General features: G+C 71.1%; 12 protein-coding genes. 2 read left to right on the forward strand and 10 right to left on the reverse strand.

Annotated elements, in window-relative coordinates; genetic code table 11:
- Window positions 1–45: 45 nt before the first annotated feature.
- The 3 genes from HMPREF9058_RS11890 to HMPREF9058_RS11900 are packed head-to-tail and all read right to left on the reverse strand — an operon-like array spanning window position 46 to window position 4,537.
- Window positions 46–1,512 carry a serine/threonine-protein kinase gene (locus HMPREF9058_RS11890; protein WP_009407697.1) on the reverse strand — a complete coding sequence of 489 codons (1,467 nt, stop codon included), beginning with the start codon at window positions 1,510–1,512 and terminating at the stop codon, window positions 46–48.
- Complete coding sequence (locus HMPREF9058_RS11895) at window positions 1,512–3,674, reverse strand: FHA domain-containing protein (protein WP_009407470.1); 2,163 nt, start codon at window positions 3,672–3,674, stop codon at window positions 1,512–1,514. Before HMPREF9058_RS11895 ends, HMPREF9058_RS11890 begins: the two co-directional genes overlap by 1 nt.
- An 8-nt stretch (window positions 3,675–3,682) precedes the next feature.
- Complete coding sequence (locus HMPREF9058_RS11900) at window positions 3,683–4,537, reverse strand: FHA domain-containing protein (protein WP_309342313.1); 855 nt, start codon at window positions 4,535–4,537, stop codon at window positions 3,683–3,685.
- On the opposite strand from HMPREF9058_RS11900, the gene HMPREF9058_RS11905 reads away from it, so the two are divergent.
- Complete coding sequence (locus HMPREF9058_RS11905) at window positions 4,494–5,039, forward strand: hypothetical protein (protein ID WP_003780678.1); 546 nt, start codon at window positions 4,494–4,496, stop codon at window positions 5,037–5,039. The two genes, HMPREF9058_RS11900 and HMPREF9058_RS11905, sit on opposite strands and share 44 nt — an antisense overlap.
- A gap of 132 nt (window positions 5,040–5,171) precedes the next feature.
- Here HMPREF9058_RS11905 and HMPREF9058_RS11910 read toward each other — a convergent pair whose 3' ends face one another.
- The 7 genes from HMPREF9058_RS11910 to metG form a co-directional block, all read right to left on the reverse strand.
- The gene (locus tag HMPREF9058_RS11910; RefSeq protein ID WP_009407664.1) at window positions 5,172–7,046 is read right to left on the reverse strand and encodes an ABC-F family ATP-binding cassette domain-containing protein; all 1,875 of its coding nucleotides are present in this window, start codon (window positions 7,044–7,046) and stop codon (window positions 5,172–5,174) included.
- Complete coding sequence (locus HMPREF9058_RS11915) at window positions 7,046–8,032, reverse strand: 4-(cytidine 5'-diphospho)-2-C-methyl-D-erythritol kinase (protein ID WP_009407480.1); 987 nt, start codon at window positions 8,030–8,032, stop codon at window positions 7,046–7,048. The genes HMPREF9058_RS11910 and HMPREF9058_RS11915 overlap by 1 nt, the downstream gene beginning before the upstream one ends.
- Window positions 8,029–9,123 (reverse strand): 16S rRNA (adenine(1518)-N(6)/adenine(1519)-N(6))-dimethyltransferase RsmA, encoded by a 1,095-nt coding sequence (rsmA, locus tag HMPREF9058_RS11920; RefSeq protein WP_009407673.1) that lies wholly within the window; start codon window positions 9,121–9,123, stop codon window positions 8,029–8,031. The genes HMPREF9058_RS11915 and rsmA overlap by 4 nt, the downstream gene beginning before the upstream one ends.
- A gap of 118 nt (window positions 9,124–9,241) precedes the next feature.
- On the reverse strand, window positions 9,242–10,177 hold the full coding sequence (locus HMPREF9058_RS11925; RefSeq protein ID WP_009407556.1) for a resuscitation-promoting factor: 936 nt from the start codon (window positions 10,175–10,177) through the stop codon (window positions 9,242–9,244).
- A gap of 169 nt (window positions 10,178–10,346) precedes the next feature.
- Window positions 10,347–11,369: a G5 domain-containing protein gene (locus tag HMPREF9058_RS11930; protein ID WP_009407708.1), complete on the reverse strand. Its 1,023-nt coding sequence runs from the start codon at window positions 11,367–11,369 to the stop codon at window positions 10,347–10,349.
- Window positions 11,370–11,689: 320 nt separating this feature from the next.
- Window positions 11,690–12,616: a TatD family hydrolase gene (locus HMPREF9058_RS11935; protein WP_009407603.1), complete on the reverse strand. Its 927-nt coding sequence runs from the start codon at window positions 12,614–12,616 to the stop codon at window positions 11,690–11,692.
- A 6-nt stretch (window positions 12,617–12,622) separates the two neighbouring features.
- A complete protein-coding gene (metG, locus tag HMPREF9058_RS11940) occupies window positions 12,623–14,470 on the reverse strand; it encodes a methionine--tRNA ligase (RefSeq protein WP_009407677.1) in 1,848 nt (615 codons plus the stop codon).
- 259 nt (window positions 14,471–14,729) lie between these two features.
- Between metG and HMPREF9058_RS11945 the strand changes: the two genes are divergently transcribed.
- Window positions 14,730–15,839 (forward strand): hypothetical protein, encoded by a 1,110-nt coding sequence (locus tag HMPREF9058_RS11945; protein ID WP_009407597.1) that lies wholly within the window; start codon window positions 14,730–14,732, stop codon window positions 15,837–15,839.
- Window positions 15,840–15,911 lie beyond the last annotated feature (72 nt).

Below are 15,911 nucleotides of genomic sequence, written 5' to 3' on the forward strand. Positions count from 1 at the left end.
TCACTTCAACGATGTCTCGGGCGTGATCGCCCCGGGGAGGCGACCTCAGGGAGTGTCGATGCAGGCGGTCTTGGCCGGCGAGGCCTTACCGTCCGCGCGCACCGCGGTGACCTCCAGGCAGGTGCGCGCCGGCTGGGCGTTGACGGTGACCTCGTTGGTGCGGGTGGAGTCCAGCTCGGTCTCCTCATCGGGCAGCTTGACCCGGTAGAGGTAGCTGCCGGACCAGTTCGTCTCCGGCTCACCCCAGGTGAACTTCACCGTGCCGTCGCCCTGTGCCTCGCCGACGATATCTCCCACCATGGGCACTGAGGCCTGTAGGGGGTTGGCGTCGGGCTGCGGGGCGATTGTGGCAATGGGGTTGTTGGGCTTCTTCTGCTTGTCCTGGTTCTGGGAGACGACGATCGCGGCGATGACGGCGGCGACCATGGCCACGACCAGCAGACCGGTCAGTACGGCCCGCATGCGGTTGGGGCGGCTCGACTCAGCGGCCTCCGAGTCCGACGACGAGCCCTTGTCCTCACTGTCGGGCTCCACCCGCATGGCGATGTGCTCGCTGGTGACGTCGACCTGGTTGAAGACCCCCATCTTCGTGGCGGTGTCGGCCTCGTCGGGGTTGGGGCGCCGGGCGGACTTCGCGGCCTTGTCCGGCTCCTGGAACAGGTCGACCGTCGTGATGGGCAGGTCGAGCTCGGCCTGGACCTGCTGGAGCGCCCGGGCGAAGGCCAGCGCCGTCGGGTAGCGCGAGTCCGGGTTCTTGTCCATCGCCACCGACAGCACACGGTGCAACGACGGCGGGGCGTCCTGACGCCCCAGCGGCGGCAGGGGGTCCTTGACGATACGGCGGGAGAGCTCGTAGACGTCCGGAATGCCGTCGGTCTCGAAGGGGCTGCGCCCCGTGAGCATCGCGAAGGTGGTCGCGCCCAGGGAGTAGATGTCGGAGGCGGGGTTGGCCGAGCGCATCCCCACCAGCTGCTCGGGGGGAGCCCAGGGCACGCTCATCCCCCGCAGCTCCTCGGCCCCCTCCGGGCCGCTCATGGCGGAGATGCCGAAGTCGGAGAGCACCGGGCGGCGGTAGGTGGTGAACAGAATGTTGGCGGGCTTGATGTCCCGGTGGACGATGCCGGCCCGGTGAGCGGTCTCCACCGCTCCGGCGATCTGAATCGCCGTCGACAGGGTCTCAGCGACATTGAGGGGACCCTGGCGCAAGATGGCGCCCAGCTGCGGCGGCGGGCAGTACTCCATGACCAGGAAGGGGTGGCCGTCGGCGGAGACGCCCGCGCCGTAGATGGACAGGATGGCCGGGTGGGAGGAGACCCGCGCCATGAGATTCGCCTCCGACTCGAAGCGGGAGGCGGTCTTGTCCTCCACGTCAGCGTTCATGACCTTGACCGCGACCTCGCGGCGGGGCATGTGCTGCTCGAAGAGGTAGACCGTGGAGTAGCCTCCCGCTCCGAGTCTCTCCAGGTACGTGAACCCGGAGATGACCGGAGGCGGTCCCTTGTGATCCAGCATCAGGGGAGGTTCTCAAAGGCGAGGGTCTGACCATCGCCGAGGTCGAGGACGTCTCCACTGCGCAGGAGCACCGGATTCGCCGAGGACAGGCGCACGGGCGCCTCGTTCTGGCGGTTGAGAACGGTGCCATTGCAGTTGCCCAGGTCCTGGGCCAGAACGCTCCACGCATCCAGGTCGATGAGGATGTGGTTGCGGGAGACGAGCTGGTTGGGGCTGGCGACAGTCAGCGGACGGAGGGGGACCTCCGCGACGCTGCTGATGTCGTCGGCCACAGGGTTGCGACCCACCAGGAGGGGACGGTTGAGCTCGATGCTCTCGCCGCCGGAGGTGACCACGCGCCCCAGAGGGGGGCAGGCCACCGACTTGGCCGGACGGTTGAGCTCAGCTCCGCAGACGCGGCACACGGTGTAGTTCGTGGGGTTGGGGTGGCCCTGGGGGCACACCGCCGACAGCACGATCCGGATGGCGTCGGGTTCACTGGGAGAGCTCGCCGAGACCGGGGACGCCGGGCTGGAGGGCCCGGTTCCCACGAGGGAGACGAGCTCGCCGACCAGGTCCTCGGGCAGACCGTTGATGGTCTGTCCGTCGTGGTCCCCGCGACCGAGCTCGGCAGTCGCCGGCTCGCCGACGGAGGGCTGCACGAGCTCGACCATTGCGGCATCCACGGCCGCGGATCCGGGAGACTCGACAACCTCCGCCGACTGGCTCGGCTCCAGGGGACCGAGCCCCTGGTTGAGCAGCTCGGCGCGCAGCTCCTGGGAGAGGTCCTCGGGCAGACTGTTGATGGTCTGTCCGTCGTGGTCCCCGGAGCGTACGGGCTCTTCCTCGGCGTGCGCCTGCGCGGCGGCCTCGGCAACAGCAGTGGCCTCCGCGACCACGGCGGCCTCGGCGGCCTCAACGGGCACGAAGTCGGCCGGGGTCTGGGCGACCTCGGTGACCTCGGCGGCAGCGTCCTTGATACCAGCAGCCTCAAGATCCTCGCTCGACGGGGGCGGAGGGGGCGGGATCATGGCCTCTGCCTCCTGAGCGGAGGGGATCGGCAGGGCCGGGATATCGAAGACGGGGGCGATCAGCAGATCCTCATCGGAGGTCTCCGGTGAGGACTCAGTGGCGGCCTCGGCGGCCTCAGGGGTCTGGGCTTCCGGGGTCTCGTCGGGAGTCTCTGAGGACTCGGGCAGCTCGGGCGACGGCGTCGCCTCGGTCGCCTCAGCGGCCTCGGAGATGCCGGCCACGACGGCCAGCAGGTCAGCGGGTCCCTCGGAGTCGGAGATCAGGCCCGACTCCTCAGCAGCATCGGAGTCCTCAGCGGAGTCCTCCGGCTGACCGGCGGCTTCAGCGGCCTCAGCGCTCTCGAGGGACGCGGCGAGCTCAGCACCATCGAGGGCCTGCTGCTCGGCGTTGTCCTGCGCGATCTCGATGAGGTCGTCGACGACGTCGGCGGATTCGGCGGTCTCGGCAGGCGCCCCTTCAGACGAGTCGTCCTGCTCCGAGTGGTCCGACGAGGTGGACTGACGGCGCGAGGCGCGACGCGATGCCCGACGGGAGGACCGAGAGGTCCTCACGGCAGCAGCAGGGGTTCCGGCGGAGCCGGCAGAAGCGGTGGAGTAGTCAGGACCAGCCGGGTCAGGGTCATCGTCGTCGGAGTCACCGGACCCCTTCGACGATGCACGGCTGGGGGACGGGGTCCCGCTCGACTTCTCCGATCCGCGCAGCACCAGGTGACCGGTGCTCACGACGGCGTCAACCGCCGGGCGGCGCACCTGTCCGGCGCCGTCGGGCGCGCTGACGATGACCGAGTTGGGGGCGGTCACCGTCGTCTCGAACCAGGTGGTGACCGCGGAGGCGTCCAGCGCCTTACCGTCGACCTCCATCTGCGGGGCACCGCGCAGCGCCACGTGGAAGACGTCCTCGGGCGCCGAGACGGCGAGCACGAAGTCCGGGATCGCACCCAGACGTCCGCCCATCCCCATCACCAGCTCATCCAGGGCCCGCGTCAGCGAGGCCTCCTCACTGCGCAGCAGCCGCCACAGGCGCTCGGTGAGGTCCTGCGGCACCGACGGGGGCAGGATCATCACAGCACGTGGCGTGACCACGCCTGTCCACGAACCCTCGGTCCACCAGACCTCGTTGTTCGCGCTGCTGTTCGGGCTGTTTGTCATCATTTTTCTCCTCAACGGACGATACAGACACCGTCACCCAAGTATGCCTGCCGTCCCCGGTGCACGTACTCCGGTCGGCCGGGTGAGAGTCGGTGAACGCCCTCCTCGTCCTCGATGTGGGTTCCGTTCGTCGAACCCAGATCTGTGACGAGTACCCCATCCGAAGCGGGTACGAACAGGGCGTGCGTCTTGGACACGGAGTCCTCCGAACGGAGCACCGCGACGAGCTGCGCATCGGGGTGGGACTCGATCGGGGCCGGCCGGCGCCCGAGAACAATCGGCCCCAGAACTGGGATTACTGAGCCCTCAACCACCAGGGAACAGGCCGACACCGAGGTCGGCCTGGCGCTGAGAAGAACTGTTCCAGCCAGTCGGTCGAACCAGGTGCGCTGTTCAGCACGCCATAGTGAGAGGATCCACAACACCAGGGGGGCCAGACCTGCGGTTGCCACCAAAGAGAGGCCCAAAAATGCGACGTAAATCACCGCAGAGCGCCCAGGGGGACTGCTTGTGTCCGCCACCCTCCGCAGCCGTACCCCCGTCACCAGCCCGCCGGGTGTGGCGCCTGTCATCGCCATCATGGCAGTCATCACAGCAATAAGCAGCACAACCGCCCCGACAGCGAATAAGATTCCACAGCAGCGCTCCGTGACGGCACACAGTGCGATGATGAGCCCCGCATCCACCAGCACGCGGACCACACGTCGGCGTGCGGATGCAGGCATAATTGTCGTATGTCGCTCTCGGGTCCTCATAGGACAGACATGGTAGGCGCCCAGCCCACTGCCTCGCAGTCGGACGAGGTCTCGGAAGGAACACACAGTGCAGATCGCGGTCACTCCTGATCCCCAGCGATGGGTGATCATCCCGCCCTTCCCACCGCCGGGATGGGCGCGGGAGGAGGCCAGGCACCGCAGCGCCCACCTGGGAGTGACCGGGCCGCAGTGGCGCTCCGAGCTGGAGTCCCTGCTCAACGAGTTGCAGGCCATGGAGCGCCAGGGCCGCTTCGCCCGCCTCATGCATATCGACGACGTCGCCCACCCGCCCTTCGTCATCGACCTCAGCCTGGAGATCGCCAAGGATGACGGCTCCAAGGAGGGACGCCGCGCCACCCAGCGCCAGATCGTCGCCGCGCTCCTGCCCGAGGCCGAGCTGGTGCGCCTGCGGCCGGGCCCGGACATGGTGGGGTTCTCCGCCTTCTACGAGTCCAACGGCCCCACCCAGGGCGTCGTCGTGCTGAGGTTGGCGGGACTGCCCACGGTCCCGGTGGACCTGGTCATGCGCCTGTGGGGCGCCGCCGCTGAGGACATCGCCCCCAACTTGGATCATCTCGTCGAGCTGGCCCGCCAGGTCGCCCCCGTCGTCTGATCGGCGCAGACGGCCCGGGTGTCCGTGAGCAGCGACGTCGCCACTGACCTCCCCGATCCCTCTCCCCGAGCCCCGTTCCCTCCCCACCGCTTCCAGCGACGAGGCCCCGCCAGGGCGCGGGGGCAGCGCTCCTCAGGTCTCCAGCACCTCCGCCGCCTCGAGCCACTGCTCCTCCAGATCGGCGTGGGTCGCCTCAGCGGCCACGAGCTCACGGCCGAGCTCGGCCAGCTCCCCCACCCGATTCGGATCGGCCGAGACCTCCTCCATGCGCGCGTGCAGAGCGGCAAGCGACTGAGCCGCCCGCTCCATCTTCCGCTCAATGCGCCCCAGGGCCTTGCGGGCCTCGTGCCGACGGGCCCCGCTGGAAGCACTGCGCTCAGAAGAGGCCTCCGCTGAGGCTCTGGGGCTCCCGGCGCCGCCCATGGCCTCGCGGCGCATCTGGAGATACTGCTCGACCCCGCCGGGCAGATCACGCACACTGCCGTCGCCCAGCAGCGCCACCTGGTGGTCGGTCACCCGTTCCAGGAGGTAGCGGTCGTGGGAGACGACCACGAGGGTACCGGGGAAGGAGTCGAGGATGTCCTCGACGGCGGCCAGGGTGTCGGTGTCCAGGTCGTTAGTGGGCTCGTCGAGCAGGAGCACATTGGGCTCGGTCATGAGCAGGCGCAGGAGCTGGAGCCGGCGGCGCTCCCCGCCGCTGACCTCCCCCACCCGGGTCCAGGCCCGCTGACGGGTGAAGCCCAGGCGCTCCACGAGCTGGGCCGCGGTCATCTCCTTGTCCCCGACGACGACCCTCTCCCCCACCATGGCCACGGCCTCGACGACGCGCAGGTCCGCGAGCGCATCGAGCTCGTGGGTGGACTGGGACAGGGTGGCCACCTGAACGGTCTTACCGCGGGCGACACGGCCCTCAGTGGGCTCCTGGACGCCTTCGAGCAGGCGCAGCAGAGTGGTCTTGCCGGCACCGTTGACGCCGACGACACCGACGCGCTCACCGGGGGCGAGCCGCCAGGTGACTCGGCGCAGGACCTCCCGCTGGGTCGCCTCGCCGGTGTCAGTGGGCGGCCCGGGGTAGCGCACGGTGACGTCCTCGAGGTCGAGGACCTTCTTGCCCAGGCGGGCCGTGGCCATGGCGGTCAGGGCCACGGTGTCGCGCGGGGGCGGCACGTCGGCGATGAGGGCCTCGGCGGCATCGATGCGGAAGCGGGGCTTGGAGGTGCGGGCGGGGGCGCCGCGGCGCAGCCAGGCCAGCTCCTTACGCAGGAGGTTCTCCCGCTTGACGGCGGCCACGGCGGCCTGGCGGGCTCGCTCGGCCCGGGCCAGGACGTAGGCGGCGTACCCGCCGTCGTAGGTCTCGATGCGGCCGGCCACCTGGGGGCGCCCGCCGCCGGGGTCGATGCCGGGGACGACCTCCCAGACGTCGGTGCAGATGGCGTCCAGGAACCAGCGGTCGTGGGTGACGGTGACCAGGGCGCCGGAGGCCCGGCCGCCCGGGCCGTTGAAGCGGGCCCGCAGGTGGCGGGCGAGCCAGTCCACGCCCTCGACGTCGAGGTGGTTGGTGGGCTCGTCGAGAATGACGACGTCGGCACGGCGGGTGAGGACCGCGGCCAGGGCGACGCGGCGGCGCTGGCCCCCGGAGAGGGTGGCGACGTCGGCGGACAGGTCGAGGTCGGCGATGAGCCCGGCGTGGATGTCGCGGACGGCCGGATCGGAGGCCCACTCGTGCTCGGGGGCCTGGCCGTGGATGGCGGTGCGCACGGTGGCGCCCGGCGGCAGGTCGTCGGCCTGGCTCAGGACCGCCACGCTCACGCCGCCGGTGCGGGTGACACGGCCGCCGTCGGGCTCGCGCCGACCGGCCAGGGCCGCCAGCAAGGTGGACTTGCCGGCGCCGTTGGGGCCCAGGACGCCGACGCGGGTGCCGTCCTCCAGCCCCAGGGTGACCTCGTCCAGGAGCAGGCGGGAGCCAACGGTCAGGCGCAGGTTCTCCACGCCGAGCAGGTGAGCCATCAGCCCACCACCCGGGCGCCGGCCACAGGGGCGTCGGCGCGCAGGACCTCGGCGACCAGGCCCGAGGCCTTCAGTGCGCGCGAGACCCGTTGGGCGCTGCCGGGGTCCTCGACGAGGGCGGCGATGGTGGGGCCGGAGCCGGAGACGATGGCGCGCAGGGCACCGGCCTCCTCGGCCACGGCGATGACCTCGGCCAGCTCGGGGCGCAGGTCGAGGGCGGCGGCCTGGAGGTCGTTGTGGAGGGAGCCGGCCAGGGCGCGGGCATCCCCGGCGCGCAGGGCGGCGGTGAGGGCCTCGGGCACGTCGCGCACGGCGGGCTGCCCGCCACCGGTCAGCTCATCGAAGCGCCGGAAGACCGCCGGGGTGGACAGGCCCTCCTCGGCCAGGGCGAAGACCCAGTGGTAGGCGCCCCGGGTCATGATCGGGGTGACCAGGTCGCCGCGGCCGCTCCCGACGGCGGTGGCCCCGGTCAGGGGGAAGGGGACGTCGGCCCCCAGGCGCGCGGCCAGGGCGGAGAGCTCGGGCAGGGACAGGCCCGTGCCCCACAGGGCGTTGCAGGCCACGAGGGCGGCGGCGGCGTCGGCGGATCCTCCGGCCATCCCGCCGGCGACGGGGACGCGCTTGCGCAGCAGGAGGTCGACGCCCTCGCTCACGCCGGTGGTCTGCGCCAGGAGCGTGGCGGCCCGCACGGCCAGGTTGGACTCGTCCACCGGCACGTCGGCGTCGGCCTCCTCGAGGGTGAGGGTGACGGTGCCGTGGTCCTGGGCGGACTGCCTGCGGGCGGTGACGGTCTCGATGAGGCGGACCGCCTGGAAGACCGTGGTGAGCGGGTGGTAGCCGTCGGGACCGGGGGCGCCGACGGACAGGAAGAGGTTGACCTTGCCGGGGGCCTCGACGCGCACCGAGCTGGCCGAGCCGCTGCGGGGCGGCACGGTGGACTCGCGCGGACCGGTGGGGCCGTCGGGGACGGCACGCAGATGGCTCATGACTGCTCCTGTGAGGTGGGAGGCGTTGGCGCAGCGGTCTCATCGGCGGCGACGGGCTGCAGCACCTCGGCCAGGGCGGCGAAGGCGGTGATGTCGAGGGTCTCGCCGCGCCGGGCCGGGTCGATGCCGGCGGCGCGCAGGGCGGACTCGGCGGCGTCGGCCCCTCCGGCGAGCCTGGCCAGGGCCTTGCGCAGGGTCTTGCGGCGCTGGGCGAAGGCGGCGTCGACCACGGCGAAGACCTGCTCACGGGTGGCGCGCGTGGTGGGGGGACGACGGCGCACGAGCTCGACGAGGGCGGAGTCGACGTTGGGCACGGGCCAGAAGACGTGGCGGGAGATGGTCAGGGTGCGGCGGGCCGCGGCGTACCAGGCGGCCTTGACGCTGGGGACCCCGTAGGTCCGCGAGCCGGGTTCGGCGGCGAGGCGGTCGGCGACCTCGGCCTGGACCATGACGGTGACGCTCTCCAGGCTGGGCAGGGCCTCCAGCGCGGTGAGCAGGACGGGGACGGCCACGTTGTAGGGCAGGTTCGCCACGAGGCGGGTGGGAGGGGGCCCGGCCTCGCCCAGCGAGTCCGGGCCAGTAATGCTCAGCGCGTCGGCCTGGATGAGGGTCAGGCGGCCGGCGGCCGGCGGCATGCGGTCGGCGACGGTGACGGGCAGTGCCCGGGCCAGGGCGGGGTCGATCTCGACGGCGATCACTCGCGCCCCGGTCTCCAGGAGGGCCAGGGTCAGGGAGCCCAGGCCTGGCCCGATCTCCAGGACCGTGTCCTGGGGGCGCACGCCCGCGCTCTTGACGATACGGCGCACCGTGCCGGCGTCGTGGACGAAGTTCTGCCCCAACGTCTTGGTGGGGCGGATGCCCAGCGCCTGGGACAGGCCGCGGACCTCCGTGGGGCCCAGGAGGCCGGCGGCACGGGAACTCGGGGAGGCGCCATGATCCTCAGGATCCCGGGGGCCCGGGTGGGGGTGCTCCGCGAGGGCGGCATCGGCGGGGGGCTCGGAGGTGGCCTCACAGGATCCTGCAGGGTCGGGCCCGTCGGTGGGGGCGGCTCCTGCCGGGGGCACCTGTGAATCGGGGGCCGGCAACGTCATGAGGACACAGTAACCGGCGCCCGCCTTTTGTCACTGTGAGATATCTGGGAACATGCCGCATGCTCTCTGCATCATTCACTCCGGGGTCTGCGCGGCACCCCGGTGCGGCTCGGGCCGCTCAGCGCAGGCCGAGCTTGTCGGCGCAGCCGGGCCACTGTCCCCAGCCGGCCTGGGCCTGGAGCTTCTTGGCCATGGCGGTCTGGGTGGCGGCGTCGGCCTCGTGGGGGTAGCCGGTTCCGCCCAGTGACTGCCAGGTCTCCAGGGTGAACTGGTACATGCCATAGAAGCCGTTGCCGGTGTTGGTCTCTGGCCTGCCGCCTGACTCGCACTGGGCGAGCTGGGCCCAGACGTCGTCGCCAACCTCGCCTCCGGTCGTGCCTGCACTGCCGCCGGACGCCGAACCACCAGAGCCTCCGGAGGACTCCGAGGGTGCCTGAGTCTGACCCTGCCCCTGGGACTGAGCCTGCCCCTGAGACTGGGACTGTCCCTGAGACTGATCCGGCTTGCTCTCCTGCTTCTTGGCCGCGCCAGTGCCGACGAGGACGACCTCATCAACCTTCTGGGTGACGACGACCTGAGCGACGGGGGTGCGGGAGACCTCCTTGCCGCCCACGGTGGTGACCTCGTAGGTGGTGCGCACGACGCCGTCGACACCGGCCGTGGCCACCTTGGTCTCACCTTCGGACAGATCGCCGCTCTCCTGCTGGACCGAGCCGTGGGGGTCGGTGGCGTCGACCGTCTCGGTGGTCACCTTCTGGGTGCTCGGCGTGACCGAGACCCGGCTGCGACCGCCTTCAGCCCCCAGGCCATCGGTGCCCTTCGCGGCCGCCTCGACACCGGAGGTGCGTGAGGGCTCCCCCGCGCGGACAGCGGCGTACGCGGCCCCGGAGACCGCGACCGACAGGGCCAGGGCCGCCAGACCGGCGCGCAGCGCGATAGCGCGCATGCTGTGTTGCCCATGTTGCCCATACTCCCCATGGGCCGTCTCCTGCGGGACCGGCGCCTGCGGCTCCTCCGGCAGGGCGTGGGCGTGGGAACGGGCGAGGGGAGTCATGGGGAGACGTCCTTCCAGTTGACGGCGAGTGCCACGGTAGTGGAAGCGTCACGGCGGCGACAATTAGCCACCTCACGCCGGCGTGACCTGCGTCCCATGACAATGGCGACGGCGCCAGTCTCACTGGGAGACGGGCGCCGTCGACGACGTTCCGGGCGGCTGCTTCGGCTCAGTACCAGCCGACGGACTCGGAGTGGGCCCAGGCCGAGCAGGGGGTGCCGTAGCGGCCGGAGATGTAGTTCAGGCCCCAGGTGATCTGGGTGGTGGGGTTGGTGGCCCAGTCGTCGGCGACCTCGCTCATCTTGGTGCCGGGCAGCGCCTGGGGGATGCCGTAGGCGCCCGAGGAGGCGTTCTCGGCCTGGTAGTTCCAGCTGGACTCACGGGTCCACAGGCTCTCCAGGCAGGAGAACTCCGAGTCCCCCCAGCCGTGGCTGGCCATCATGGAGCGGGCAATGGCCTTGGCGCTGTCGGGGTCGGTCCCCGCGCCGGGGTTGGCCGCGGGAGCCGGAGTGCTGCCGTTGGAGCTCTCACTGCCCCCGTTGGCCTGGGCGGCCTGCCCGTCACCGGCGGACTGGGCCTGCTGGGCGGCCTGCTGCTGAGCCTGCTGCGCCTGCTGATCCTGCTGCTCTCCAGTACCCACCAGGACGACCTCGTCCACCTTCTTGGTGACGACGACCTGGGCGACGGGGGTGCGGGAGACCTCCTTGCCGTCCTGGGTGGTGACCTCGTAGGTGGTGCGCACGAGACCGTCAACGCCGGCGGTCTCAACCTTGGTCTCACCCTTGGGCAGGGAGTCGGTCTCCTTCTTCACCGTGCTGTGAACCTGCGGCTCGTCGACGGTGGTGGTGGAGGTCTGGGCGCTGGCGATCTTGCCGGCGCCGGCCTTCGGGGTGGCAGCGGCCTTGGCCTGTCCGTCCGACTCGCCACCGATCAGCCCGAAGGAACCGCCCGAGGAGGAACGCCCCTCGTCATCCCCCGCGGAGATGGCCGCGTAGGCGGCACCGGAGACCGCCAGGGAGAAGGCCGCAGCAGCACCCCCCGCCTTGAAGAGCATGGGGGTCAGGGAGGTCTTGGCAGGCCCCTCGGCGCGACGACGGCCGTGGCTTGCGGAGGCGGCCCGCTTCTTGGAGGCCAAGGACCCGAGGCCGGCGAGTGTAGTACTCAGGGAGCTGGTCTGGGAGTGACGACCCACGATAGAACTTCCTTCGTTTTGACGACTGCGTGTCACCGTAACCGATGACCCAGGGGCGTGCCAATGCACCTGCTCACACCCTGTGGGCTTGTGATGGAACCGTGCAGATAGGCCCTGATTCCAACCTGTCTCCCACCTGGGACACTCCTGAACGAACGGTGGCAACCTGGGAGGCAACGTCCGGACAAAATCGGCCGTACCGGGACGGTCGCGGGGTCTTTTCCTTTCCCTCTGATGGCGGGCTTCCTCCCCGCAGGACGTCAGGGTCCATAGGTCTGAGTCTCAGACGGATCCCGTCGCCCCTCGGCGGCCGACGGCGATCACCAGGTCCCGTAGACCGTCTCGGTGGTGGCCTGCAGACGCCGGCAGAGGTCTTCCTCACTCAGGCCCCGCTGCTCGGCCAGGAAGCGGACCGTGTCGCCCAGCAGGTAGGAGGCGTTGGGACGGCCGCGCCAGCGCTTGGGCGGGAGGTAGGGGGCGTCGGTCTCCACCAGGAGCAGCGACTCGGGCAGCGCGGCGACTGCCTCCCGCAGGGTGTCGTTGGCCGGGTAGGTGAGCGGGCCGGCGATGGAGGCGTACCAGCCGTGCTCGGCGCAGGCGGCGGCCAGCTGCGGCCCGCCTGAGAAGCAGTGGAAGACGGTGCGAGCGGGAGCGCCATCGGCCTTGAGGACCTCCACGCAGGCGGCGTGCGCATCACGGTCGTGGATCTGCAGGGGCAGGTCGAGGTCCTTGGCCAGGGCGATGTGCGCCCGGAAGGCCTCGCGCTGGGCGACGGCCCCCTTTTCACCGGTGCGGAAGAAATCCAGGCCGCTCTCCCCGACGGCGACGACGACGTCGGCGTTCGCCCTGAGCGTCTCCTCCAGGCGGACCATGACCTCCTCGAGCGGCTCGGCATGGTGCTCCTGAGCCCGGGGCTCGAGCCCGTCGGGGCCGGTCTCGCGCACCCCGGCGTGGAGGACGGCCTCGTTGGGGTGCACGGCCAGGGCCACGCGCACGCCGGGCAGCCGGCGGGCCAGGGCCAGGCTCTCCTGCCAGGTGGTGACCTCGCAGGCGGAGGTCACCACGCGGGTCACACCGACGGCGGCGGCGCGCTCGACCAGCTCAGCGGCACTCAGCGGCGCCTCGGAGCCGGGGCCGCCGGCGTCCGCCGCGACCGGCAGGTGCGTGTGGTTGTCTGTGACCGGGGCCGCCAGGGGGGCGACGGCGTCGGCCGGCGGCCAGGAGCGGTCTCGCTTCCTCGAGCCCATGCGCCCTCAGGAGCCGGTGACGTCGTCGGGCACGGAGCCGGCGTAACGGGCCAGCTCGGCCTCGACGATCGACTCGTCCAGCTTGGTGAACACCGGGGTCGGCTTGGCCACGGGAGTGCCGACGGTCACCGGGTGGCGTCCCCAGGTGGGGGCGTCCTTGTAGTCGCCGGTGATGATCGGGTAGCCGGTGCGGCCGTCGAAGGCCTCGGGCAGGTGCTCGGGGTCGAGCTCGGCGACCTCCTCGATGCGGGGCATCGGGGCGATCCGGCCGGACCCGCCCAGGACCCGGTCGACGTCGTTGGCGGCGTGCGGCAGGAAGGGCGAGAGCATGAGGTTGAGGTCGGTGACCGCCTGGGCCAGTGTGTGCAGGACCGTGGCCAGGCGGGCCTGGGTGGCGGGGTCCTCGCCCTTGAGCTTGAAGGGCTGGGTGTCGGCGACGTACTTGTTGGCCTCGCCGACCAGGCGCATCGCCTCCCCCAGAGCGGCTTTCTGGCGGTGCTGGGAGATGAGGTCGCCCACGGAGGCGAAGCCGGCCTCGACGGCGTCGAGCAGGGCCCGGTCGATGTCCTCCAGCTCGGCGGGCTCGGGGATCTGCCCGAAGCGCTTGTGGATCATGGAGGCGGTGCGGTTGACCAGGTTGCCCCAGCCGGCCACGAGCTCGCCGTTGGTGCGCCGCACGAACTCCGCCCAGGTGAAGTCCGCGTCCGCGGTCTCCGGGCCGGCCGCGCAGATGAAGTAGCGCAGGGCGTCGGCCTGGTAGCGCTCGAGGAAGTCGCGCACGTAGATGACGATGCCGTGGGAGGAGGAGAACTTCTTGCCCTCCATGGTGAGGAACTCGCTGGAGACGACCTCGGTGGGCAGGTTGAGCACGCCCAGGCGCCCGGGCTCTCCGCCGGCCGCGCCCTGACCGTTGTAGCCCAGGAGCTCGGCGGGCCAGATCTGGGAGTGGAAGACGATGTTGTCCTTGCCCATGAAGTAGTAGGACAGGGCCTGGGGGTCGTTCCACCAGGCGCGCCACGCCTCGGGGTCGCCGCTGCGGCGCGCCCACTCCACGGAGGCGGACAGGTAGCCGATGACGGCGTCGAACCAGACGTAGAGGCGCTTGGTGGGCTGGTCCTCCCAGCCGGGCACCGGGATGCCCCAGTCGATGTCCCGGGTCATGGCGCGCGGGCGGATGTCCCCCAGGAGGTTCTGGGAGAACTTGATGACGTTGGGCCGCCAGGTGCCGGAGGCCTCGCGCTCGTCGAGCCAGGCGCCCAGGGCCTGAGCCAGGGCGGGCAGGTCCAGGAACCAGTGGGTGGTCTCCACGAACTCGGGGGTCTCGCCGTTGATCCGCGAGCGCGGGCTGATGAGGTCGGTGGGGTCGAGCTGGTTGCCGCAGGTGTCGCACTGGTCCCCGCGGGCGCCCTCGGCGCCACAGATCGGGCAGGTGCCCTCGATGTAGCGGTCGGGCAGGGTGCGCCCGGTGGAGGGGGAGATCGCCGAGCGGGTCACCTGCTGGACCATGTAGCCGTTGTCCCGCACGGTGGTGAACATGTCCTGGACCACGTGGTAGTGGTTGCCGGCGGTGGTGCGGGTGAACAGGTCGTAGGACAACCCCAGGGCCACGAGGTCCTCGACAATGAGCCGGTTGTTGCGGTCGGCGAGCTCCCGGGCGCTGAGGCCCTCCTCGTCGGCGGCGACGAGGATCGGGGTGCCGTGCTCATCGGTGCCCGAGACCATGAGGACGTCATGACCGGCCATGCGCATGTAGCGTGAGAAGACGTCAGAGGGAACACCGAAGCCGGCGACGTGGCCGATGTGACGCGGGCCGTTGGCGTACGGCCAGGCGACTGCGGACAGGATGTGGGTCATGGAGGTCAGCCTATCGGGTTCCGCGGCCGCTTCAGTCCAGGGCCACGGATCTGGTCCACGGCCTGCGGGGGTGCACCGCCACCCGGTAGTCTGTCCGAGTCGTGCGGCTCCCGCCCGGTAATTGTTCCGACATATCGACGCCTCCTGTGAGGTCTCGGGTGCGCTGCGGGCTTCCGGCATCACCATGCTGCCGTGCACGCCGTCATGACGTGTTCCCACGCGCCTCTCACACGGACACGATGGACCAGAAAGGCCAGTTATGTCCCAGTACCCCGGCTCCCAGTACCCAGCGAGCCCAGCCGGCTGGTCGGCCAACGGCTACGACCCGGCTCTCGCCGGCGCTCAGTCTTCGCAGTACCCGCCGGCCGCACCATTCCAGACGCCTCAGGGCGGTTACTCAGGTGCCGCGAGCCAGCCGGCGACGTCCAAGAGCCTGGCCGCCCCGACGGCCTTGGCGGTGGCCGGCCTGGCCATCCTCCTCATCGCCATCATCGGCGGAATCGGCTCGGCGGTCACCCGCGGCCAGTTCAACGCCACCGTCACCAACCTGCCGGATGACCAGGCCGCCACGGTGGAGCTGGACAAGGGCAGCACCTACGGGCTGTTCTACAGCGACGGCGACGACGCGCCGGAGTGCTCGGTGACCTCTCCTGATGGCGACGACGTCGACACGAAGTCCAGCTCGTCGTCCACGAAGGTCAAGGGCGGCAAGCTCTTCTCGACCTTCTCCTCCAAGAAGTCGGGCGCCTACACCGTTGACTGCAACAGCACTGCGGGGGTCTCCGTCGGTGAGATCATCGCCCCCTCGTCGGCGACGGCCACCCTGCTGTCACTGTTCGGGGCCGTCGGCGCGATCATCATGGCGGTCGTAGGGCTGGCGATGGGCGCCGGCGGCATGGCCTGGCGCTCCAAGCTGGCCGCCGCCGGCACGGCCCCGGCTGCGGCAGGTGAGGCCTTCAGCACAACGGCCGGTGCGACGCCCGGGACTCCGACCGTCTACACCCAGGGGGCCTGGCAGTCCGACCAGCAGCCGCAGGCGGCGCAGTACGCCCAGCAGCCCCAGTACCAGCAGCCGGAGCCGGCCCCCAGCAGGCCCCTTACGCGGCTTCGGCTGCGGGGGCGGGAGCCCAGCCCCAGTACTCGCAGGTGGCCCCGACCGCCCAGTTCGGGTGGACGGGTCAGCAATCGGCTCAGCAACCTGCGCAGCAGGCTCAGCCCGCACAGCCCTCGGTGTTCACCCAGCCCGTGCAGCAGGGGCAGCAGCAGGCTCAGCCCGGGCAGCCGGGCCCGTACCAGCAGCCCGGCGGCTGGCCGGCCCAGTAGCCCACCTCTGGCAACGCATGGGTGCCCTCACCGAGACAATCGGTGAGGGCACCCATGGTGTTCGGGGCGATTCGGGGCCCGACCCCGGCGACCGGCCCCGGTGGCCGGTGCGGGCAGT

Source organism: Actinomyces sp. oral taxon 175 str. F0384 (assembly GCF_000223355.1).
Lineage (GTDB): Bacteria > Actinomycetota > Actinomycetes > Actinomycetales > Actinomycetaceae > Actinomyces > Actinomyces oris.